This is a genomic window from Psychrobacter fozii (assembly GCF_003217155.1).
GTDB classification, from domain to species: domain Bacteria; phylum Pseudomonadota; class Gammaproteobacteria; order Pseudomonadales; family Moraxellaceae; genus Psychrobacter; species Psychrobacter fozii.
The window spans coordinates 1-22,619 of sequence record NZ_QJSU01000003.1 but is presented as its reverse complement, the minus strand read 5'-3'; the positions used below and the strand labels follow the sequence as shown (position 1 = coordinate 22,619).

The 22,619-nt window shown below is 42.0% G+C and carries 17 protein-coding genes and 1 pseudogene; 6 read left to right on the top strand and 12 right to left on the bottom strand.

Annotated elements, in window-relative coordinates; all coding sequences use genetic code 11:
- Positions 1-170 precede the first annotated feature (170 nt).
- A pseudogene (locus tag DFP82_RS14795) lies at positions 171-344 on the bottom strand (integrase core domain-containing protein); the annotation flags it as partial.
- 172 nt (positions 345-516) lie between these two features.
- On the opposite strand from DFP82_RS14795, the gene DFP82_RS14935 reads away from it, so the two are divergent.
- The 5 genes from DFP82_RS14935 to DFP82_RS04630 all read left to right on the top strand — a co-directional run bounded on the left by DFP82_RS14935 (position 517) and on the right by DFP82_RS04630 (position 9,046).
- The gene (locus tag DFP82_RS14935; protein ID WP_425450588.1) at positions 517-828 is read left to right on the top strand and encodes a transposase; all 312 of its coding nucleotides are present in this window, start codon (positions 517-519) and stop codon (positions 826-828) included.
- Positions 753-1,706, top strand: coding sequence for an IS3 family transposase (locus DFP82_RS04645; RefSeq protein WP_425450589.1), 954 nt, complete (start codon positions 753-755; stop codon positions 1,704-1,706). Before DFP82_RS14935 ends, DFP82_RS04645 begins: the two co-directional genes overlap by 76 nt.
- Before the next feature lie 959 nt (positions 1,707-2,665).
- Positions 2,666-3,175: a hypothetical protein gene (locus tag DFP82_RS04640; protein ID WP_110922579.1), complete on the top strand. Its 510-nt coding sequence runs from the start codon at positions 2,666-2,668 to the stop codon at positions 3,173-3,175.
- Complete coding sequence (locus DFP82_RS04635) at positions 3,172-5,706, top strand: site-specific integrase (RefSeq protein WP_110922578.1); 2,535 nt, start codon at positions 3,172-3,174, stop codon at positions 5,704-5,706. The genes DFP82_RS04640 and DFP82_RS04635 overlap by 4 nt, the downstream gene beginning before the upstream one ends.
- Entirely contained in the window at positions 5,693-9,046 is a 3,354-nt protein-coding gene (locus DFP82_RS04630; RefSeq protein ID WP_181416242.1) for a tyrosine-type recombinase/integrase, read from the top strand. The genes DFP82_RS04635 and DFP82_RS04630 overlap by 14 nt, the downstream gene beginning before the upstream one ends.
- A gap of 96 nt (positions 9,047-9,142) precedes the next feature.
- Here DFP82_RS04630 and DFP82_RS04625 read toward each other — a convergent pair whose 3' ends face one another.
- The 6 genes from DFP82_RS04625 to DFP82_RS04600 form a co-directional block, all read right to left on the bottom strand.
- Positions 9,143-10,066, bottom strand: coding sequence for a LysR substrate-binding domain-containing protein (locus tag DFP82_RS04625; protein WP_110922576.1), 924 nt, complete (start codon positions 10,064-10,066; stop codon positions 9,143-9,145).
- 295 nt (positions 10,067-10,361) lie between these two features.
- A complete protein-coding gene (locus tag DFP82_RS04620; RefSeq protein WP_110922575.1) occupies positions 10,362-10,712 on the bottom strand; it encodes a cupin domain-containing protein in 351 nt (116 codons plus the stop codon).
- Positions 10,713-10,731: 19 nt separating this feature from the next.
- Complete coding sequence (locus tag DFP82_RS04615; protein WP_110922574.1) at positions 10,732-12,048, bottom strand: NAD(P)/FAD-dependent oxidoreductase; 1,317 nt, start codon at positions 12,046-12,048, stop codon at positions 10,732-10,734.
- 10 nt (positions 12,049-12,058) lie between these two features.
- Positions 12,059-13,414 carry an FAD-dependent oxidoreductase gene (locus tag DFP82_RS04610; protein WP_110922573.1) on the bottom strand — a complete coding sequence of 452 codons (1,356 nt, stop codon included), beginning with the start codon at positions 13,412-13,414 and terminating at the stop codon, positions 12,059-12,061.
- A 26-nt stretch (positions 13,415-13,440) separates the two neighbouring features.
- Positions 13,441-14,871: an aldehyde dehydrogenase family protein gene (locus DFP82_RS04605; RefSeq protein ID WP_110922572.1), complete on the bottom strand. Its 1,431-nt coding sequence runs from the start codon at positions 14,869-14,871 to the stop codon at positions 13,441-13,443.
- A 1-nt stretch (position 14,872) separates the two neighbouring features.
- A complete protein-coding gene (locus DFP82_RS04600) occupies positions 14,873-16,066 on the bottom strand; it encodes an aromatic ring-hydroxylating oxygenase subunit alpha (RefSeq protein ID WP_110922571.1) in 1,194 nt (397 codons plus the stop codon).
- Between the two features lie 326 nt (positions 16,067-16,392).
- Here DFP82_RS04600 and DFP82_RS04595 point away from each other — a divergent pair, with 326 nt between their 5' ends.
- The gene (locus tag DFP82_RS04595) at positions 16,393-18,042 is read left to right on the top strand and encodes a BCCT family transporter (RefSeq protein WP_110922570.1); all 1,650 of its coding nucleotides are present in this window, start codon (positions 16,393-16,395) and stop codon (positions 18,040-18,042) included.
- A gap of 431 nt (positions 18,043-18,473) precedes the next feature.
- On the opposite strand, the gene tatA is transcribed toward DFP82_RS04595, so the two are convergent.
- The 5 genes from tatA to DFP82_RS04570 all read right to left on the bottom strand — a co-directional run.
- A complete protein-coding gene (gene tatA, locus DFP82_RS04590) occupies positions 18,474-18,758 on the bottom strand; it encodes a Sec-independent protein translocase subunit TatA (RefSeq protein ID WP_110922569.1) in 285 nt (94 codons plus the stop codon).
- An 80-nt stretch (positions 18,759-18,838) separates the two neighbouring features.
- Entirely contained in the window at positions 18,839-21,469 is a 2,631-nt protein-coding gene (locus tag DFP82_RS04585) for a copper-transporting P-type ATPase (RefSeq protein ID WP_110922568.1), read from the bottom strand.
- A gap of 115 nt (positions 21,470-21,584) precedes the next feature.
- Positions 21,585-21,764 (bottom strand): hypothetical protein, encoded by a 180-nt coding sequence (locus tag DFP82_RS04580; protein ID WP_110922567.1) that lies wholly within the window; start codon positions 21,762-21,764, stop codon positions 21,585-21,587.
- Positions 21,765-21,893: 129 nt separating this feature from the next.
- Positions 21,894-22,379, bottom strand: a complete 486-nt coding sequence (locus DFP82_RS04575; protein ID WP_110922566.1) for a DUF305 domain-containing protein — start codon at positions 22,377-22,379, stop codon at positions 21,894-21,896.
- Between the two features lie 27 nt (positions 22,380-22,406).
- Positions 22,407-22,619, bottom strand: a 213-nt coding sequence (locus DFP82_RS04570; protein WP_146221325.1) for a copper resistance protein B, incomplete at its 5' end; no start/stop codon positions are given.

The following is a 22,619-nucleotide window of genomic DNA, read 5'->3' as shown; positions in this document are numbered from 1 at the left end:
TCTACATCATCAAGATATTTCTTTTTTGTACCTTAACGAGCTATTTGGTAATAAAATCACGCAATTTGATATCAACGAAGATGGTAGCCTCGGAGAAAAGCGTGACTTTGCTAATTTTGGAGAACTAGGTGTAAATACCCCATTTTTAACACAACATTATCATAGAATAATTAAGCCACCTGTCTATACTCAACAGGTGTCATATCATTAAGTGAATCATGTGGTCTTTCAGTGTTATATACCTTGATCCAATCTTCAGTCAGTTGATTGACCTCATTCAAATTATTAAAAAGGTAGCAATCTAAAACCTCGTTACGATAACTGCGATTAAACCGTTCAATATAATCAACAAAGATATTATGAGCCGCTGCCCAATCAGCAAACACACTGGATGTAAACTCACTGCCATTATCTACAAGGATTTGCTTAAGATAACCGTGCCACTGGGCCATGTAGTGGCATAATAAAATTGGACAGCGCATAAGCGGTTATACTCCCCCAAAGAGGATAACCAGTATGACTACCAAACGCAGAGAATATACCCGAGAATTCAAGTTAGAAGCCGTCAGCTTAGTGGTTGACCATAAGCGTAAGATTACAGAAGTGGCAGAATCGTTAGGGATTGGAGCTTCTACTCTAGATAACTGGGTACGCAAGTATAAAAAAGAGCAGCAAGGGGTTACGCCAACTCAAGGTTTGGCACTCACCGATGAACAACGAGAGCTACAGGCGCTTCGCAAACAAGTTAAGCAATTGACCATGGAGCGCGACATCTTAAAAAAGGCTTCAGCTCTACTGGCATCAGACAGTCTCAAAAGCTACTACTGATAAGTAAGCTTGTAGAGCAAGACAAACGCCTAAATAAAAGCCAGTTGTGTCGTCTATTTAGTATAGTGAGAAGCACCTACTACTACGGCAAACAGACTAAGCCCATTGATATTGAGCGTGTCAAACTCAAAGCTTTGATACGTCAGGTATTCAACGAATCAAAGCAGTCAGCAGGCACTCGCACCATTATCGCCATGCTGTGGAATGAGCATCGCATTAGGTTGACGCGCTACTTAGCCGCTAAGCTTATGAAGCAAATGGGTTTGGTCAGTTGTCAGCTTAAGTCTCACAAGTACAAGCACGCTGATCAAGCGCATAGAACCCATGACAATATATTAGACCGCAGATTTAGCCCAAATGCGCCTAATCAAGTTTGGACAGGTGATGTGACGTATGTTCGTATCAAAGGTGGCTGGTGTTACTTAGCGGTTGTTCTAGACCTGTTTGCTCGACGTGTGGTTGGCTTTAGTGTCTCTGACTCTCCCAACAGTCTCTTAACTAGCTCAGCGCTACAGATGGCGTATCACACTAGACTTAAACCAAGCGGTGTGCTGTTTCATTCTGACCAAGGGTCGCACTACACCAGTGAGAAATTCGCTGACGCGATAGCTGATTGTGAGGGTATGAAACAAAGTATGAGCCGTCGTGGTAATTGTTGGGACAACGCACCCACTGAGCGCTTCTTTAGAAGCTTTAAGACAGAATGGATGCCAAAGGGTGGCTATGAGGATATAGCTGAAGCATCAAGTGCTATTAGCGATTATATCTGGGGCTACTACCAAACGGTGAGACCGCACAGCTTCAATAATTATTTATCGCCGGCTGAAAAAGAAAGACGTTACTTTAATCAAAACCTCTTATCAGGTGTCCTAAATTAGTTGACCACTACATAGGCATTCGCAGAATGCTATAGTAATAGTAATCAAAGCCAAACCAAAAAACATCTTATTCAGTAAAATCATCATAAATTCCTATCTAAAAATTCAGTAACTACCTAGCCAGCAGAAAAAACAATCACTAACCAACAGTATCTGACATTTGCTTGAAATGATTTGACTGCTTGAATATAACTGATTGGTAACATTCTAGCAATAAAAATGTATGTTAAAACTGAAGTAAAGTTTGGTAAAAATAATAGTTCGCACTATGATTTCATTAACAACAATAGACCTCTTGTAAAAGTACCAGTTCATTGATTTGAACTGAAGAGTTAAAAAGGGCTAGCGATGACTTACGCAAGAGGTCTAAGATAGCTATGACTTCAAAACGTCTTACTCTATTAGTAAGTCAAATACATAGCATTCATTCTTCAAACACCAGGGCAGCCATCATCGTATAAATCACATCTGCTTTTGAATTCTGTAAGCGGCATACCTACAAACAATATTATCTGTTTTAAACATATGAGCAGGCTGTACGTCTTCATCATAAAGTTCTACTCGAAGTGGCATTTATACTGCCTACCAGATAGCTATTTACGTACGTATCAATCTATACCCGACATCTACTCTCTACTCTTCAAGTAGTACTCCACTTTGTCTCCATTTTCCATCCCGAAGCTATCACCCTAAACTACTTTTCTAGTCATCCTATTCATTCATACACCTACAAACTCTAGCTAGACTCCTAAAATACTTCAGATAAGATCATCATAGATTGTCTACAAAAGCTCAGAATCGTAGCAAGACGTCATTATCTGTCGCTTAATTTAAGTTTTTGTCTCAAAACCTCACAAATTAGCTTTCAATTGTTTACTAATCCTCGTAAATTATTAGTGGAGGTCAATACACAGGATATAACGACCAAACCATCAACTCGATATCTCAGTGAGAAATATATGAAACCACTATCGATTGCTAAGCTACAAACACTCAATGTGCTTGTATATCCAGAAATCGTTGGTTTATTTGATATTTATACCTGCCATATTAGACCGCTGCTTGACAGCAAGACTATTGAACTTGAGCAAAGTAATGCTTGCTCGAAACTTACCCGCTTTATAAAAGAGGATAAAAAGTGGTTCTTGCTGAACAACTTTGAGCTATTTCATACAGTAAAAAGCCCTTATATTGATTTTGATGTATTAAGAAAAGAAGTAGCCGTGAAATATATATCAAAGAATCAGTTTAATTTTGACATCAGTTTTTACGAGCTTATCAATCTCATTGCTCAACATAACAAGACAATAGATATCAGGCTTGTTTACTCGCAACTAAACAAGATCTTGGATCCAGAGATAAACCAAAAATTATTTGGCAAAAATATTTTTGCTATTACTACATTTTGTCGGCTTATAAATATAAGCGAGCAAACTTATTACAAGCGATCTTCTGAGGGTATTTTATGACTGAGAATGCTGAGAATGCTGAGAATGCTGAGAATGCTGAGAATGCTGAGAATGCTGAGAATGCTCATGAAGAACTAGAATGGCTTGATGCGCAAGCATTAACAGAAATCATTGAAAAAATTGATAATGACCAAAATTTCATATATCCAGAAGCAGTATCGACTGCCATATCTGAGATCACTTTAGCAGTACACAATAGCTATAGACAGCCAGATGATAATCCTCAAAATCTACTAAGATTAATATTACAGGTATTACAAAGAAGGCCAGTCCCTCGGCTTTCTATGACTATTAGTCGATCAGAATTAGCAAAAAACCCCCTCATCCTGCAATTGCTCATTCTCATGCAGCATTCTATCAATGAACATCAGCATGACGACCTACAAAAACGGTTAATTTGGCTAGCCATAGCAATGCACACAAGCGTACTGCTGACGCAGCACTGGCCAAAAAAGCAAACCAAAAATATACTGATGCAATTCAAACAGGCTCAGTTTTCAGGATCTTCCAGACGAACATGGATTTGGCGTGAACTACCCGATCTACCTCAAATGACCATGAGTGTGGAAAGCATATGCACCATTTTCACTGTTCTATTAGAGCAGCAAAAAAGTGCATATGAATTGTTAAATGATAAGCAAGCTACTCATGCCGAAGAAAAGAAAGTGGCAAAAGATAAACTGAGCCAAATAGAAAAAATAACGACCGCCTATAAAAATGCGCATACGTCACGCAAGCCTAGACCTAAGTATAAGAAGCCGCCTAAACATATTAAAATTATAACCATCAACTTAGCAGATAACACATCGAGATTGCCCTTAGACTCTACTGCAACGAGTCACAACTGGAATACCACGCCTAGCAATGATACATGGGGTAACACACGTGATGATATAGAACACAGCGCTATCGCCATAGATCTTGCATTTTTAGAAGCTAATACTGAAAGCCATGAAGGGTTAACCACCAGCTTTGAAGAGCGTATTGACCACTATGAGGCACCCTATGTCAGCTATGGCGAATATCCAAACCCGTTAATCAAACACTCTATACCGCTCCAAACTATAGATTTATCGCTACAGCAAAACTATATGTCTCAGCGCAATCTCGCGCTTAACTCTAACACGCGCTTACTCTCCCTTGCCGGCTACCAAGCGTTATTTGCTGCGCTCAACCAAGACGCCAACACCTTACCAGAAACAGAGACTGATAAAACCTGTGCGGGTATTTTACTGTTATCTATGATTACTGGACTGCCAGTTAAGTCCTTAATAATACCCGGCTATATCGGTCATCCTAATATTTTCAAAATTAAAGGTAAAAAGTATTACATCGAACACAGCTTAGGTATTACCGAAAGGTCCACAAGCCAAACACTGCCCGAAAAGGATTATGAAAATACTTTTGATACCATCAAAGTTCCACTGCCATCGTGGCTTATAGATGATTTACTTGCTTGCGAGTTGCCATTAAAAGAAGATTTTACGGCTTATCTTGCCACCTTACGTAGCAGCCTTGGATTGCCGTACCTGTCCGTCAATCGTATAGAGACTGCACTACATGTCGTGCTCTCTCGTTATACACCTGATTGTCATGCACATATCGCCGATATCATCTGTCGCACGCCTGCGTCCCATGCTCCTGCGATGTACTATAGTAGCCACACCAGCGAAGCACTTATGGCTCACTATAAATCAGCACTGAACATATTTAATAGCAATAGTAATTTTGACCTGACTTATATCACCGCTTGGCGCAAATATACAGTGGGGTCAGGGTTTGCGTTGAAGATTGAAACAGTTTGCGACATCATAAATGAGATGAAGTACTGGACCGATCAAAGTTCAAACGATGAGGAGCACTTTAACAGAACCAGTATTTTTGTATGGTTTGTCTTTTGCCTTTTAACCGGCGTGCGACCAAACAACGGTCTTGGCAAGATGTACGATATCGATCTTGATATGGGTTGGCTGCTTATCAATGACAAGCCTGTTAAGAAGGTCAAAAGTGATCGTCTCATTCCTCTATGCCCCACACTTATACGCCATCTAACAGACTATAGAGCGTATTTGATTAATTATCAGGCAAAGCACCAAGGTCATCATGACATCAGCGCTATCATTGACAATATCCGTTTGGGTAATGATGAAGCACTATTAAAGCTGTTGTATGAGCGAGCTCCTACTGCTAATTCCCCTACTCTTAAAGACATTAAGCGTGGCGATGCTTATCATATGACCAAGCACATCATTGACGCCAATCCCTATTGGACACGCCACTTTGTTCGTACGCAGCTTGAAAAGCTTGGCGTTTCCTTATCGCTGATTAACACGGTTATTGGTCATGAAAAAGCTCGTCAAGAAGTATTGGGGCGCTTTTCATCAAGTAGTAAAGCAGATATTAAGCGTGTAGCGTCCGTGTTTGAAAAGATCGCAGCACAGCTTGGGTTATCAGATATCACAATCAACCATTACCCTAATTCAAATCATGTTGGCACAAGCACTGCAGAGGTTGACCATGCTAATAAATGAAATACAGCTGCCAAAAATTATTGATGACTTAGCAAAGTTTGATGGTAGAAAAAAGCGCTACGTGCCTTACCCATCTATACTCAAAGATAGTGACACGCTAAGGGCACGTGAGATACAGCTACTCGCCGATTTACAGACCGAGTGGGAGTCATTAAAAAGGATTCATCCTGGAAGGATTGGATTCATAAAGTCTTTCAATAAATATTACCAACAAGCGCTTTGGCCCGATGAGCGCATCTTTTCATTTTTGCCAAGCTCTAGCGATTATTTTGATATGTCATGGCTATCTTGGAGTCAACCTTTAAGCCAATTTCAGGGAGCGCTTTATAAGCAATTGAAACCATTGTCTCAAGAGGGATTTGATGAGTTTCAGTCAATCATTGAAAACAAAATTGCAAAAGCTTATGAGTCATCTAGAACACTCAAACATGTCTGGCAAGTCGTCGTTAAGTTCGTTGACTATCAAAATAAGCACTATATGCTTGCTGAGCATCACTATCCTAAGATGATCGCGCCACAGCCTACTAAAATCAACCCACTAATTACAAATACAGCTTGGTTAAAAGACGGTAAGGCGCTGGTCAAAATTATTAACGCAGTAAAGCATAATTGGGAGCAAACAACCGATTACAGCCAAGAGAAAATCATAGGCTGGCTGATATTCTCAGGGATTGTATATGGCGGCATTAACGAGGTACAAATGCTTCAAGGGTGGCTTATCTCATTGCTCGCCAAAGAGTATCAGCCATTCATTAAAGAAAGGATAGTAATCTCACCGCGCTTTGTACAAAAGCGCTTTGGTAACGAGCGAGAAGAAGAAAGTGACAAGCTTTATAACACCAAGCAAATCGTTGTAGATATGGTCAGTCAGTGTTGGCTGCTGCGTTATCATGCAAAAAGTAGTCAAGTAGAGTTTGAGCCTATCATTGCCAAGCTGTCAGAAGATAAGATAAAACAATACTTAGCCGCGGCTTTGTCTGACGTGATCAAGCCTTTGGGTATTAAACCACTTCCCTTTTCAAGGTTTTTATATTACGCCAGTTACTACTGGGAGGAGCTGGAGGACGCTGATATTGATCATGCTTCAGTTGGGGTGCTGCGAGGTATGCATAATACTGCTGGACTGAGTACACAGGACTTTGGTCGGTTTTTGAACCAAAAATATCAGTACAAAGAGGAGCCGTATGATCTAGAACATGTTTTGACGCTGTCTATCAGCAAAAACTCTGTTAATCAAAACGAGGCATCTAGTAGTAGTTCTACCAAAAAGATAGAGGTTAGAAAGTCTGATTTAATTATGAATCTGACTAAAGACTTCAAAATGGATAAAAAACAGAAGAAGAAAAAACTCAGTCAAACGACGTATACCCTTATCGAAAGAGTACAAAAACGCTATGAGCAATACGATGACTTAAGTGAAAAAATTTTATTAGATTGGGTGCTAAGTTTACTCAATCGAAAAGAGTCAAAATCACTTAGTAATGAGTCTATTTTGAAATATATCAGAACCATAGGCTATGAGTGGTTGTATTTCACAACGGCTCAGCCGCTTGATATTTGGTCAGAGGAAGAGTTTGAGGAACTTTATGAAGATATTTTAGAGTACAAAGCTGTCGTACGAAACAATACTGACATTGGATACTCTGCCAATTTATTGAAGAGTATGCACAACTTTGCCAAGAGCAAATACAACCTTCCCTCCGTGAACTTCCAACAGTCCAAAAATGGCCGACGTGTACGTGCGGAGCTGATATCACCGCAAGCATATCACGCCATTATTACGCAGATACTGGGTTCTGTAGATATATTGGAGCAGGAGATGTTCGCGCTTCTATTTATCTTAGTCTATCGTACTGGCATGCGCAAAAAAGAGCTGTTGGGACTTAAGTATAATGACATCGAAGGCTTAAAAACAGCTGTACCATCAGTGGTAATAAGGCCCAATAGCTATCGTCCAACCAAGACTCAAAGTAGTATTCGCCGCGTTCCCTTATTTGCTCTCCTCAAACCTAATGAGCTGAATTTTTTTATCAACTTTGTGCAGAGTAATATTGGCGACAGTTCAAACAAATTTATCTTTACCTTATCATCAGATCAGCGCCCTATTGATGACCATGTTCCGTTGCAGTTACTCAAACGAGTCTTAAAAGACATATCGGTAGATGATAACGTGACAGAGCATACCTTTCATGGGTTTAGGCATACGGCAGTGAGCAACCTATCTTTAGCGCTAGTAGGCCATTTAGATCTCGTAGAAGCTCTCACCGATTATGACGAAAGCGACGTACTGCGTATAAAAGAAGGCCTACTCGGGGAGCATATCAAGGGACAAGATCGCTGGTATGCTCTATCAGGTATTATGGGGCACTTATCGCCTGAGCGTAGCTTTGAGTATTACAATCACTTTGCTACTCTGATGGCTACTTATGCGTTAAGCGTCTCTAATATAAAACTGCCTAAACAAACACTACTCAACCTTACCAAATTTACTAAAATTAGCGAAAGAAAGATCAATGATAATGCTGACATTAATGATAAAGGTATGATCAATATGCCTAGTATACGTACGCTGTTATTTAAAAATATTATAGAAGGCAAACGCAAGTCACCGAAATTTACGATCGAAAGCTGTAATAAGCAACTTCTCTTGAGTACCAATACGCCAGCCACTGATGAATTGTTTGGTCGTTATGGTCTAAACCGAGTACAGCTGCTACTACAGACCTATGATAAAAAGACACCTTTAAGTAAAGCAGCCCAGTTAGCAAATATTTCCATTGACGATGCAAAGGTTCTAATAGAACGTGCGAGCGAGGTTGCCAACATCACTACCAAACACGGTAAACCTCGTTTTGTAAAGCTCATAGACTCAGAAACTACTGTCTTAAGTCCACTGAACATTCAATACCAAAGTGATTTAAGATTGCTGTCACCTTTGTTAAGTAATGCCTATCGTCTACGAGAAAAATCAGAGGCTGACTGGACTTGGTTTATTGAGATATGTAGTAAAAAACTGTCTAGTAGTAGAGCATACCTACCATTTAGAAAAGGAGATGAGAAAGAGTTGCAGCGGTTCATTGGTATCGCTGAGAAACTACTGCCTTTGAAACATTGGCTGGTGAGTAGCAACAAAGCTTTATTGATGAAAACTATGTCATCTACCGATTCCCGTAACATCAAGCAGCAATCTAATGAGTCGAAAAATGCTCTCCATATCGGTATTGCTAGTCAAGACCATAGAGAGCAAACGAATAAATGGCAATACTCGCCGCTACTACGGTTTTTTGTACATATGATGCTGATTACAGATGAAAAAATATCACTCATAGATAATGAGTGATATTCACGTTGAGCGACATATTTTTTAGCTAAATTGTTGACATGTTTGTAGTTCATACAATCAAAGACAATCTTGATACTACAGAATAGTTAGTCTTTAATTTAGGCTTCCTGTTCCTACAATCTCTGGGAGCTGTTGTAGTAACCATTTCCGGAATTTGGTTACACTCATTGATGTATTATGTCGACCTAAAGGCTCCAACATATAAAAATTTTCTGCAGTACGTAAAACGGTATCCACTGGGCGCACTAGAGCGCCACTTTTCAGATAGTCATCTACAAGTGAGCCCCACGCCAGAGCAATACCTTGACCATTGATTGCAGCCTGAAGCAACATCGTGTAATTATTGATATGGACTTTGTTTTTAGGCGTGATAGTAGGATAACCTACTTCACTAAACCACTCAGGCCAAGTCATCCAGTCTATTCGTGCTTCATCAAGATTTAGTAAAGTACCACCAAATATTTTCTCTAGCGATCTATCATTATTAAACTGTACCAAATAATCTGGACTACAGACAGGGAAGACTTCTTCTGGAAATAGAGGGGTCACCTCCATTCCTGCAGGTGGTACCCGACAGTAAAACAAAGCCAAGTCGCAGTCCATACTATGTAAATCCACAACATTATCAGTTGCTAGTATTCTCAGGTCTATACCTTCTTCTTGCTGAAATCGTGCAACCTTAGGCAACAGCCAAAGTGCTGCCATAGCATGTGTGGTGGCTACTGTGACTTGATTTTCACCGCGCCATTTTTTGATTTCTCCGGTTGCTTGGGCAATATTAATAAGTGCACCATAAATGCTTTGATAATACTGCAATCCAGTAGGCGATAAAGAGATCTTACGATTTGCTCGAATAAACAACTCTTTGCCAAGATACTCTTCTAACTGACGTATCTGACGACTGACCGCTCCTTGCGTGACGTTTAGCTCATCAGCAGCTAGGGTAAAGCTCTGGTAGCGAGCAGCTACTTCAAACATGATGAGACTATTCATCGGTGGTAATGGCTTGATTTTCATCGACGCTCCTAGCTTGTCATTTGCATAATAGCGGATGCTATTTTATCTAACCTAGTCCTTAGATTAGATAGTAAACTGAAATCATTGAAAGCTAGAGTATATCACTAGAAATCATGGAAAAATGATCGAGGAATTTAGCAGTTTCAAAATATAGATAATCAAGGTATAAGAAATTTGACTACTGCCATTCGGACAGTGTTATATAATATTTAAAACTAATATTTACCATTATATGTAAAAACAGAAAACCCTTTAAATCATAAGACTTAAAGGGTCTAATGCCTAAATATCATATTTATGTCAATCCATGGATTTCTTTCCAGTTACCAGGATGCACAACATAGCCAAATAAGGCATGACCACCGTATATAAGCTCTGTTCCTTCAGGAATCCAAAGCATCTGTCCTGGACGCACTTCGTACTTTTGACCATTAGCCGTTAACTCAAAACAGCCTTCTATCACAAAGACAATCTCATCGTAGAGTACTTGCCATGAGACCTCCGCACCTTCCCAGCGAGCAAAACCTACTCCCATATTTTGAGAAACATCAGGCGTTAATGCCCTAGCCACATAAGCCATGCCTGGAGAGTCGCCACGTACACTAAATTCGAGGTTCTTACTGTCAATTAATCTTACTTCACTCATGATCGTCTCCTAGTGGTTGCTATAGTTCACTGCGACTTTGCCATTTTGCAAGATTGATGCGAAACTTGACCCCCAGTCCTAAAAACGGTTCTGGTGGGTTTAAGCTTGGCATATCAGTCACATATTGAATATCACGCAAATCTTGGGAATCTGCTCCTACCACCAGATCTGCGAGTAGCGTTCCAGAAATGGTTCCCCACGCCGCGCCAACACCGTTGTCACACGCGCTGGCATACACGCCATCTTCTAACTCACCAAAGAAGTTCGTAAAATTACGTGAGATGGCATAAACACCTCCCCATGTATGGGTTAAAGGCACACCTGCCAGCTCAGGATAACGGGCTAAGAATGCTTTTCGATGATCCGTCTGAACCCATTGGCGTGTCTCATCACTGATGCTTTTGCCGTACTTTGGTACATGTTTGTAGGTATTACGAATAAGGATGCGGCGATCCGCAGTCATGCGTAATGTCGTGCCAGCATGGTCAGCTGGTGTTAATCCCCAGTTTAAGTCACCTTTGTATATCTTCATTTCTTCATCAGTTAACGGACGAGTCCAACTGGCAAAAGTCATCACGGGTAATAAACGATTTTTTAGATAGCCAAATTCTCGTGTAAAGATACTGGTGCCCAGTAATAACTTAGGTGTAATCACTGTTCCTTTATTACTGGTCAGTACCCAATTACCATTTAATTTTTGTATGTCTGTAATTGGTGATTCTTCAAACAGTTCTACATTCTCAGGTAGATTGTTACCCATTCCTTGTACTAAAGCGGCAGGCTGCATGAGGTAAGAGCCAGGCGTAAAAATAGCACGGCTATAATAATTGGTTCCAAGAACGCTACTGAGCTCTGCTTTTTCTACCCAGTGATAAGGCTCCCCTAGATTTTTCATCAAATGCTCAAAATGACTTAGGTGCTCCTCACCACGTTCGCCAACTGCGCCTTGGTACTTACCTACCGCCGACCACTGACAATCGATGTTGTGCTGTTCGACCAATCCTTGCAACTGAGATATAGCGGTTCTATTTAGGTGTAATAGCTTTTTCTTAAGCTCAGGATCCGGGTGTTCCAATGAAAACTTATGTGGTAAATCTATCACAAAGCCTGAGTTACGCCCTGAAGCCCCTTCTGCCACACGCTGCGCATCTACCAATATAATACGCGCCTCTGGTTTCAGCTCAGCCAATCGTCTTGCAGCTGCTAGGCCAGCAAAGCCTGCACCAATAATCGCATAATCAGCTTTTTGTGTTCCAACCAGTTTTTTGGCAGGTTCTGGCGTGGGTAATACGGAATACCAACCACAGCTTTTGTCATCGTTCGGTAAATTAACCATTATTATTTCCTCAAGCTGCCGTTTTATTGAGCGTGATTTTTTCAAGCCATTGATTGCGCTGGCTTTGCAATGTCGTACCAAGCAGTGCAAAGCCTGTTAGATTACCTGCCTTATCATAAAAACCTGCAGCCAGATCTTGCCCATACTGCTCAACTCTCCAGTCCCCAGCACCAATCCCTGGCAATATACTCAGCGGTAAAACAGGTGTCTTTACGATAATGGGCGTCGCTTTCAATGATGCTGGTGTCGGCTTCCCTAATAAGCTGTTTACCAAAGCAGGTAGCGCCTGATTAATAGGGTTAATATAAGGTGCCCATTCACCATCCACCTCAGCGCAATCCCCTAATGCATATATTGCAGGGTCACTACTCTGGTGATTTAAATCAGTCTGGATACCTCGGCCTGTTATCAAACCTGCTGTTTGAGCCAATGCAATATTTGGTCTTAAGCCAACTGCACTGAGTACCAAGTCTGTCTCTATACATTGCCCATCTTGTAGCGCCAACTGATAACGATCACCGAGTGATTGAACAGAGCGGATACTATTCTCCAGCTTCCATTCCACACCAATTCCGCTCAACGCTTGCTGCAACCCACTACCCAACTGTTGCGGAATTAGTCGCTCCATAGGCCATTTGCCCAACCCTACCACTGTGACAGCCATACCATGTGCTGCCAGATCATTAGCAAACTCACAACCAATCAAGCCATCACCTAAAATAGTGATATGCTTTTTATCGGTTAAGTTAGAACGAAACTGTTTGTAATCTGCTAGATCATTCACACTGAATAGAGCGGACTGCTCACCTTCTACCGGAATGATGATTGGCGTCGCGCCAGTCGCTAATACTAAGCGTCCGTAAATATATTCACCTATTGTGGTGTAGAGTCTTTTTTGTGAACGATCAATTTTGTTGATACGAGTGTGTGCGTATACACGAATATCTAATCGTCGCTCCCAGCTAAGTGCAGATTCTCTCACTAGATCATCACAGCTTTTACCTAGGGCGAGAGCATTAGATAATGCAGGTTTACTGTATACCGATCCATCATCGGCGGTGAATAAGGTAATAGACAAATCTGGAGACTGGCTACGCAATGCTGACGCCAACTGGTAGCCTGCATGACCACTTCCGATAATAACGACTGGTTCAATAGTATTATCAACGATAGCGTTGCCAATACTTTCCTCTTCGTCGTCGGTAATATCGAGCATCTCAAAATCAGCTTTTGTCACTTGGCAGTCAGGGCACAACCAATCTTCTGGAATGTCTTCCCATCTTGTGCCAGGTGCGATTCCGTCAGCAGGCCAGCCTTTCGCCTCGTCATAAACCCAACCACAGACAATACATAACCATTTTTTCATTGTGCCTACTCCCTTTTACTCTGTGACTACTTGTTGTGTCTCAAACGAATACCAATATTGCGCGTCTGAACATAACTATAGATGGCTTCCTGCCCTTTTTCTCGACCAAAACCTGATAATCCTACGCCGCCAAAAGGTGTCTCAACCCCGCCTGCAAACCACTCATTAATGAATATCTGCCCAGCAACCAGTTTGTTTGCCACCCGTAACGTCTGACTTAACCCTTCGCCAAACACCCCAGCCACTAAACCAAACTCTGTCCCATTGGCCATTTCAATCGCTTGCTCTTCTTCATCAAATGGCATTATCACTAAGACAGGTCCAAAGACTTCTTGCTGCGTGATACTCATCTCATGGCTAGCTTCGATGATCGTTGGCGATACAAAATAACCATCTAAGTCAGGTGCACTACCACCTGTCAAAATACATGCGCCCTCTTTACGAGCAGACTCAATCATTTTTAGAATCTGCTGCTGTTGATTCTTGGATACTACAGGCGTTAGATCAGGGTTATCTTCACCTACTCCGATACTTAAGCTCTGTGCCAAATCAACGACTGCATTTTTTACTTCGTCATAACGGCTGCGATGTACCAGTAGCCGTGACATCGCTGAGCATACTTGCCCAGAGTTATAGAAAATACCGACCTTTACACTGCTCAATAACGTGTCTAGATCCACATCTGCTAGTGCGATGGCAGCAGACTTTCCTCCCAGCTCCATCACTGAAGGCGTTGCGCGTTCAGCAGCATCTATCAATATGCGTTGCCCAGTTGGTACTGAACCTGTAAATACAATTTGATTGGTTTCCGAATGCTTCACTAAGTGCGAGCCAACCTCTGAGCCTTTGCCGCAAAGTAAGTTCACCGCGCCTTTTGGAAAACCAGCTTTTTCGATCGCTTCAAATAGCAATGTCATAGCGATGGGCGAAACCTCAGGAGATTTTACAACCACTGCATTACCAGCGGCTAAAGCTGGTGCCAAAGAACGTGCGCAAATTGATACAGGGAAATTCCAAGGGACAATTTGTACTGATATACCCATTGGCTCGTATTGAGTAAAATTGATGTAGTCTTTGCCCAATGGCACAGATATCCCTTCAATTTTGTCTGCGATGCCAGCGTAATACTCAAAGTAACGGGCTGCTTCGATGAACTCATCACGAGCCGTATCCAAGTTTTTACCATTTTCTGAGCACAGTACTAAAGCGGCCTCTTCCGTAATTTTACGAATTTCCTCAGCTGCCTTGAGCATCCAAGTAAGACGCTGCGCTGGGCGTATATCGGTAAGCAACCCTTGGCTCACACAATGCCTTGCTCCAGCCATTGCTAGATCAGCATCCTCGATACTTGCTTGAGCAACAGTGGCATAGGGTGCACCAGTAGCGGGGTTCATCACAGTCAGTTGACAGTGTGAGTCTTTCCATTCACCATTGATATAATTAAGGTAATGTTGCATCTTATACCTCCTTTTCTAGTGCAGCTTTAGCTTGTGTGGCTAGCCATTTTTGGAAGAAATGTGTTGGTAAGTCCATCTCGGGTGAAAACACACCGCCACCAAACCCTGGAGAATGACGACCCTTTTGTAGACCTTCGACCGCCGTAATGTCTTCACTAAACACCACACGCCAAGACTCTAGCGTCGCTGTACGACAAGCTGCATAAATGTCTTTAGCAGATTCATCACTGACAAAGTACAAGCGGAGCTTTTCAGTTGTTTTTTCGGCACTGATAGGATCAATCATCATTGCAAATACATGGTCTGCCTGAATGCCCAACAGTACGTTTGGAAACAGAGCCACATATTCAGCATGACGCAACTTATCTTCTGGCCAGCTTGGAAACTTAGGTAAATGAGTACCTTGGGTATCAGACAAGTTGTATTTATAGCTACCTTGTCCTGCAAAACGGTCTTCAAACATAATGTTGTAATGGTCTTCTAGCTTTGAGTACGTGTTCAACGCTGGATGCACCCAAGGCAAATGATAGGCTTCACAGTAGTTTTCGACCGTTAACTTCCAGTTACTGTCTACCTCAATCTCTAAACCTTCACTCATATCCACACGGTGGATTTGATCGACACCATTCTCTCCCCAAAACGGCTTCCAACGCTCTAACAAAGGAGCGATATGATCTTCAAACGGTACGGCATCCCCTGATATGTTGACAAAGACCATATCCATCCAAACACTAGAACGTAATGCACGTAGACCATGGTCTTCGCATTTAAAACGCTCATCTTTGTGTTTACCTATACCGCCTACGTGCGGCGTTCCTTTTAAGTTTCCGTCTAAATCGTAGCTCCAAGAATGATACTGACAGCGAATCACACCCTGTACCACGCCTTCTTCATGAACCAATTTCATACCGCGATGACTACAAACGTTATGAAACACTTGTACCCTACCTTCACGATTACGCATCATCAATAATGGCAATCCCATAAATCCGACAGGTTTGATGTAGCCGTTTTTAATAAGGTCAGAGGCAAACCCGACACATACCCAAGTTTTGCTTAAGATGTTATCGCGCTCAAAATTGAAATACTCTTCGCTGACATAGGCAGTATTAGGCATACCACTTGCTTCAGTGATGGGGTGCAAAACACTATCTACTTGTTGGATTGAGATGCGATTGTGGTTAGTTTGGTTCATGCTGAATCTCCATATAATAAAATGACGCATACTTCCTTGCGTTGGCTGTAGCCATTCATGAGTAATGTGTACTGCTTGATGAAGATTCTGCTAGACATTGCGGAGTTTGACAAACGACTTTTCTGCTAGATATTCATGAGTTTTTGTCATGTATTTTATAGAAAGGCTCTGTATTTAATACCTACAATTGTTTTCTATTAATAAAACTCATGCATTTATGATAATAAATAGGTTGAAAGGTATGGGCACATAGCACTACTCTGAATGACCCAAACACGCAGCTGGCTACGGAAATCTAGCTGTCGTAACGTATTCAAGGAGTGATCATGCTAGCTACATCAGGCATTTTTAAAGGATTAAATCCAACCATAACGGTTGTCTCAAAAGTGTTGGTTATTGCTTTCGTATTGTTCTGTGCGCTCCAAGCAGAACAGGCAGGTGTGGTATTTGAAAGTTTTTCAACCATGTTATTGCAAAATTTTAAGTGGTTCTATGTTTTTTTGATGACGAGTGTTGTCGGCTTTCTCTTTTTCGTGATGTTCAGCCGTCTTGGGCATATACGCTTAGGTAAAGACGATGAGAAACCAGAGTTCAGCTTTATCAGTTGGATATCCATGCTGTTTTCTGGTGGTATGGGGGTTGGTCTAGTTTTTTGGTCTGCGGCCGAACCTATCTATCACTATATGAGTAATCCTTTTGCTGCCGACTTGAGTGATGAGTCGGCGAGTATGGCCATGCAGCTCACCTTCTTTCACTGGGGGTTACATCCGTGGGCAATATTCTGTATTACAGCATTAGCATTGGCTTATTTTAGCTATCGAAAAGGATTACCTTTCAGCTTACGCTCCATACTTTATCCAGTCATTGGAGACCGTATTTACGGACCCATTGGACACACGATTGATATTTTTACTATCGTCATTACAGCATTTGGTATTGCTCAATCTCTTGGTATGAGTGCTCTCCAAATCAATACTGGCTTGAGCCAAGTGTTTGGTATCGACAACAGTCTATCTAATCAGCTTCTTCTATTGGGTGTGCTATGTACGATTGCGACTTATTCTGCAGTAACAGGCGTCAACAAAGGAATGAAGTACTTATCTAACCTAAACATGCTATTAGCACTCTCTTTGATTGTCATCCTCATGGTTATCGGCCCAACTCGCTATATCCTACATACGCTGCTCGAAACCACTGGCAACTATACTCAAAACATCATAGGTATGAGTTTATGGAGTGATGCACAAAAAGACTCAGGTTGGCAGAACTGGTGGACGGCTTATTATTGGCCGTGGTGGATGACCTGGGCACCTTTTGTTGGTATGTTTGTCGCCCGCATCTCAAAGGGACGTACTATTCGTGAATTAATTGGTGGCGTACTACTCGTACCAACTTTAATCACAGCAATCTGGATGTCAGTCGTAGGTGGCTCTGCCCTAAAAGCTGAGCAAGATGCTCGCCACGTTTATGAAACGCAAGCGGCAGCATTGGTTGAATCAGGCCTACCTGCTCAAGAAGCTTTTACTGGTGGACCTATCGTTGAAGCTGTCCAGGTAGACACCACCTTTGCTTTATTTACTATGTTTGATAGCGTGGGTGGCGACACAATCGGACAGGTATTAAGTATTCTAGCTTGTATCTTACTTGCCACGTTCCTAATCACTTCCGCTGATAGTGGAACCTACGTTTTATGCTTTCTTGATGCAGAGGGGGCTCAGACTTCCCCTAAAAAAATGCGGGTTGTTTGGGGGGTATTAATCGCCATTATTGCTGGTGGATTACTCTATGCTGGCGGCCTAAAAGCCATGCAAACAGCCTCTATTATTGCCGGCTTCCCGATTTCAATCTTTCTTTTCATTATGTGTATCACTCTATATAAGAGCTTAAACAAAGAAGCAGACAGCATAGAGACTTATAATGCTCTTAATTCAAACGTTAAAACTGTGGATCAAGATCTGCCAAAAGCCGCACAATAAAATTTGCTTTACCTTATTAAAATAGAAACTCTTAGGAGTTTCTATTTTTTGACGAGTAACTTATATAGTTCTATGCTCCACCACTTTGACTGCTCATTTTATGGGGTTTGTTAAAAACTTTGTATCTGTTAGACATACATATATTTCGATTGAATTATCATCAGAGTCTTTTAGCCATAACTCATATGGCGACGTATCTTTCCAAGTGGTTATCAGTGGTTTAAGAACAGTTAAGTAGGTATTTTTCGTGCCAGAAAAGGTATCGATGATTTTTTGTCTGTTATTAACATTAACTCTATACCTATGCCAAGTGTCAGACAAATCAATGGATTAGTTCCTTTGTAACATACCTAAATGAAAGCAGTGAGAACTGACTTCTCTATCTAAAATCTACTTAACATAAAATCCGTTACGGGAACAAGATGCAGCCTTTATACTTTTTGCTGATCATCAGTGGTGACAGGACTGATTTCTGTATCATCAGCCTGAGCCCCTACCTGTGTATTTGAACCATTGTTTGAAACTGGTGTACTATTTTCATGGTCAAGTGAACGATTATTGCGAGCACGCGAAGTTTCTTCATCTTTGACTGCTTCTTTAAAACCCTTTACTGCACCGCCTAAATCTTTGCCAGCATTTTTAAGCTTAGTAGTGCCAAATACGACCACCACCACTACTAATAAAATCAGCCAATGTGTAATAGAAAAACTGCCCATAACGTGATCCTTATATTTTAAAGTCTTGATAAGACCAGTATGTGTATGTGTGCTTTAAGACCCTCTTTACCGTACAAAAATTACAGTTTCAAGCGACGCAATCTCAGCGCATTGCCAATAACAGATACTGAAGACAGACTCATCGCAGCGGCCGCTATCATTGGACTGAGCAACAGCCCAAAGAATGGATACAGAACGCCTGCCGCAAGCGGTATACCAAGCGCATTGTAGATAAACGCAAAAAACAGGTTTTGTCTGATATTTTGCATCGTAGAATGACTCAGTTTATGGGCTCTGACAATTCCCATCAGATCACCCTTCACTAGCGTGATGCCAGCACTCTCCATAGCCACATCTGTTCCTGTGCCCATGGCAATGCCAACGTTAGCCTGTGCAAGAGCGGGAGCATCGTTAATACCGTCACCCGCCATAGCCACGACCTTGCCGCTATTTTGTAGATCTTTGATAATACGGTTTTTGTCTTCTGGAGAGACGTCAGCATGTACCTCATCAATATTTAACTTACTGGCAACGGCTCTAGCAGTTATTTCGTTGTCACCTGTTAGCATGACCACCTTTAGTCCAGCCTGATGCAGTAAAGATATCGCTTCGCTAGTACTCGGCTTGATCGGATCAGCGACTGATATTAAACCAGCAGCTTGGCCGTTTACTGCTACAAACATTACCGTTTCGCCGTCTTTTCTCCGCTTATCAGCACGTTCTGAAAGCGTACTGTCAAAGCTATCAAGACGTTGCATGAATTTTGAGTTGCCTACAGCGACTTGCTTGCCATTGACCAGTGCCTGCGCGCCTTCGCCAGTGGTTGAGCTAAAATCACTGGCTTTAGCAATATCAAGAGATTTTTCTTGCGCAGCTTTAACGATAGCTTCTGCCAAAGGATGCTCGCTGGCAGTCTCTACCGCAGCGACAAGTATAAGCAGTTCATTTTCATCTAAGCCACCAAGTGCTTCGATAGCAGTGAGCTCTGGTTTGCCTGCGGTTAATGTTCCCGTTTTATCGACAACGATGGTATCGACTTTTTCCATGCTCTCTAACGCTTCAGCGTTTTTGATAAGCACACCATTCTGAGCACCCTTTCCGGTACCGACCATAATCGACATAGGCGTGGCGAGTCCTAACGCACAAGGGCAAGCGATGATTAACACTGCAATAGCGTTGACCAGCGCAAAGGCCATGGCAGGCGCAGGTCCGAAAATAGCCCAGACGATAAAAGTTATGATAGAGCAGATAAGGACAGTTGGCACAAACCACCCAGCCACTTTATCCACCAGTTTCTGTATTGGTGCGCGACTGCGCTGGGCTTCAGCAACCATTTTGACGATCTTGGACAGTACCGTGTCATCACCCACGTCAACCGCTTCAATCAGTAGGGTTCCCGTGCCGTTTACCGTGCCACCAGTAACCGTATCGCCTTTTGCTTTAGAAACCGGAATAGGTTCCCCCGTTACCATCGACTCATCGATACTGCTACTGCCTTCAAGCACAATACCATCTACAGGGAGTTTCTCTCCTGGCTTAACCCGTAATTTGTCGCCACTGATAACTTCGTCAAGGGAGACTTCTGTCTCAACGCCTTGCTCATCTACCCGCCTTGCATTTGGTGGTGCCAACTCAAGAAGAGCACGAATTGCGCCAGAAGTCTGGCTTCGGGCTTTAAGCTCTAGCACCTGACCTAGTAGTACTAACGTCGTGACAACTGCTGCTGCTTCATAATAAACACCGACTCGACCGGATGCATCCCTAAAACTGTCTGGGAAAATGCCCGGAATAAAGGTTGCTATCAGACTGAAACCAAATGCTGTGCCTACACCTATCGCAATTAGGGTAAACATATTTAGGTTGCGACTTTTTATGGATTGCCAACCTCGCACGAAGAAAGGTGCTGCTCCCCATAATACTACTGGTACCGCAAGCGCCAACTGTATCCACTGAGCAATCTGCCCAGCGATATCACCCTGACCGCCTTGAATGAAGCTGTCTAAATTTATACCTACCATATCGCTCATTGCATACAAAAACAAAGGGACGGTCAGCACGGTACAAATCCAAAAACGCCGAGTCATGTCATCGAGCTCTGAGGTATCCTCTTCACCAATAGCAACAGTCTCTGATTCAAGTGCCATACCACATATGGGACAACCACTATTCTCAATATCTCTGACTTCGGGATGCATGGGACAGGTATAAACGGTTCCGCTGTAGCCAGCTGGCACTTTATCGTACTTGCCGCCTTTTATAGAGTTTACCTTAGTACGGTCAGTATCCTTTCCATGACGGTGTGCATGACTGTCTTCATTATCATTTGAATCAGTAACCTCGCCCTCAGGTTTGAGAAACATACCGCATATTGGGCAATCGCTTTTTTCCACATCTCTCACTTCGGGATGCATAGGGCAGGTATAAACGGTACCGCTATAATTTTCCGGTACTTTGTCGTACTTACTTTCTTTAGTAGGATGGGCCTCGGTATTTGACGGACTATGACAGCTTGTATGGTCATCTTTCATTGCTACCATCTCGACAACAGTGTCTTCAGGTTTAAGAGACATTTTGCATATGGGACAGCCGCTATCTGTAACGTCTTTCACCTCTGGATGCATCGGACAGGTATAAACAGTTCCGCTGTAGCCCTCTGGCACTTTGTCGTATTTACCGCTTTTGATATGCGCTTGCTTGGCCACATGTTTCATAAAAACTACTCCTTGAAGACCATAAGTAAATATTCTGATTCAGTCATATCAACCGCTGATAGCCGTTGTCTCTACTCTTACTTTATACGCTTAATAACTTATCTAAGAATAAGACTCAATCTGGTTTACGCAGGTGTTTGAGTAGCGACATAATAATTAATATCAATATGGCCAAAAACAGTAGGGCAAATACTAAACATAGAACCATCATCCCCCAGCTCATCTCGTGCATCATCGATCCATTCATGAGGCCATCCATAGGCCCGCTCATCATACCGTGCATCATAATAATCATGATGAGTACTCCTTACTTGTTATTTCCTTAGTATAAGTAATGATATAGTACTGGCGTGTGAACATATACCTTTCAATAGGCTACTTACTTAATGATACCTAATACAGAGTGCTCAGAATTTGTGACTGTTTATTCCAACTCATCAATTAACTGTTTCATTTCATCAATTTCACGTTTTTGTGCTTTTATAATATCGTCAGCAAGCTGCTGTACACGCGGATCTTCAATATCAGCACGACTACTGGTGAGAATAGCAATCGAGTGATGCGGTATCATCGCTTGCATCCAATCGACCTGATCCACAGTTGCTTGTGATCTAACGCCCCAAATACCGACGGCAAACATTAATACGCTTAGACCATAGACCATCAAATTGACCTTGGTCTTCTTATACATATTGGTCATAAATGCCAACATGACCACTGCCATACCAGCACCCATGTAGAGCGCCATATAAGCTCGGGTTTCACTAAAATAAATATGATCCCATTCATAAGTATTGAAATACATCATGATGTACATCACAATCGTAGACGTCACAATCATCAGGGTGAACTTTACATACGGGTTCATGCCCTGTTGATGATTCATGGTGCTTTGATCTGAAGTATTCATAGTATATCTCCTATTATTTTAATAATATTAGAACCAGAATTTGACCCCCGCAGTCAAACTACTGCTATCAACCGATTCATCTTCTTGACGTCGTTGACCACGAGCCTTGCCAAGCGCTGTCTCATAACTAAAGCCTACATAAGGTGCTAGCTGGCGACTAAACGTCTCATAAGTCAGCCTAACCTCAGCTTCCATCTCATTAAAGCCTTTGGTAATGTCATTATCATGGTCATCTTTACT

Excerpts from the sequence above, each read along its gene's own strand:
- DFP82_RS04640 (WP_110922579.1), top strand. The coding sequence starts at position 2,666 with ATGAAACCACTATCGATTGCTAAGCTACAAACACTCAATGTGCTTGTA.
- DFP82_RS04620 (WP_110922575.1), bottom strand. The coding sequence starts at position 10,712 with ATGAGTGAAGTAAGATTAATTGACAGTAAGAACCTCGAATTTAGTGTA.
- DFP82_RS04600 (WP_110922571.1), bottom strand. The coding sequence starts at position 16,066 with ATGAACCAAACTAACCACAATCGCATCTCAATCCAACAAGTAGATAGT.
- DFP82_RS04630 (WP_181416242.1), top strand. The coding sequence starts at position 5,693 with ATGCTAATAAATGAAATACAGCTGCCAAAAATTATTGATGACTTAGCA.
- DFP82_RS04585 (WP_110922568.1), bottom strand. The coding sequence starts at position 21,469 with ATGAAACATGTGGCCAAGCAAGCGCATATCAAAAGCGGTAAATACGAC.
- DFP82_RS04605 (WP_110922572.1), bottom strand. The coding sequence starts at position 14,871 with ATGCAACATTACCTTAATTATATCAATGGTGAATGGAAAGACTCACAC.
- DFP82_RS04575 (WP_110922566.1), bottom strand. The coding sequence starts at position 22,379 with ATGAATACTTCAGATCAAAGCACCATGAATCATCAACAGGGCATGAAC.
- DFP82_RS04625 (WP_110922576.1), bottom strand. The coding sequence starts at position 10,066 with ATGAAAATCAAGCCATTACCACCGATGAATAGTCTCATCATGTTTGAA.
- DFP82_RS04615 (WP_110922574.1), bottom strand. The coding sequence starts at position 12,048 with ATGGTTAATTTACCGAACGATGACAAAAGCTGTGGTTGGTATTCCGTA.
- DFP82_RS14935 (WP_425450588.1), top strand. The coding sequence starts at position 517 with ATGACTACCAAACGCAGAGAATATACCCGAGAATTCAAGTTAGAAGCC.
- DFP82_RS04635 (WP_110922578.1), top strand. The coding sequence starts at position 3,172 with ATGACTGAGAATGCTGAGAATGCTGAGAATGCTGAGAATGCTGAGAAT.
- DFP82_RS04610 (WP_110922573.1), bottom strand. The coding sequence starts at position 13,414 with ATGAAAAAATGGTTATGTATTGTCTGTGGTTGGGTTTATGACGAGGCG.
- DFP82_RS04580 (WP_110922567.1), bottom strand. The coding sequence starts at position 21,764 with ATGATTATTATGATGCACGGTATGATGAGCGGGCCTATGGATGGCCTC.
- DFP82_RS04595 (WP_110922570.1), top strand. The coding sequence starts at position 16,393 with ATGCTAGCTACATCAGGCATTTTTAAAGGATTAAATCCAACCATAACG.
- tatA (WP_110922569.1), bottom strand. The coding sequence starts at position 18,758 with ATGGGCAGTTTTTCTATTACACATTGGCTGATTTTATTAGTAGTGGTG.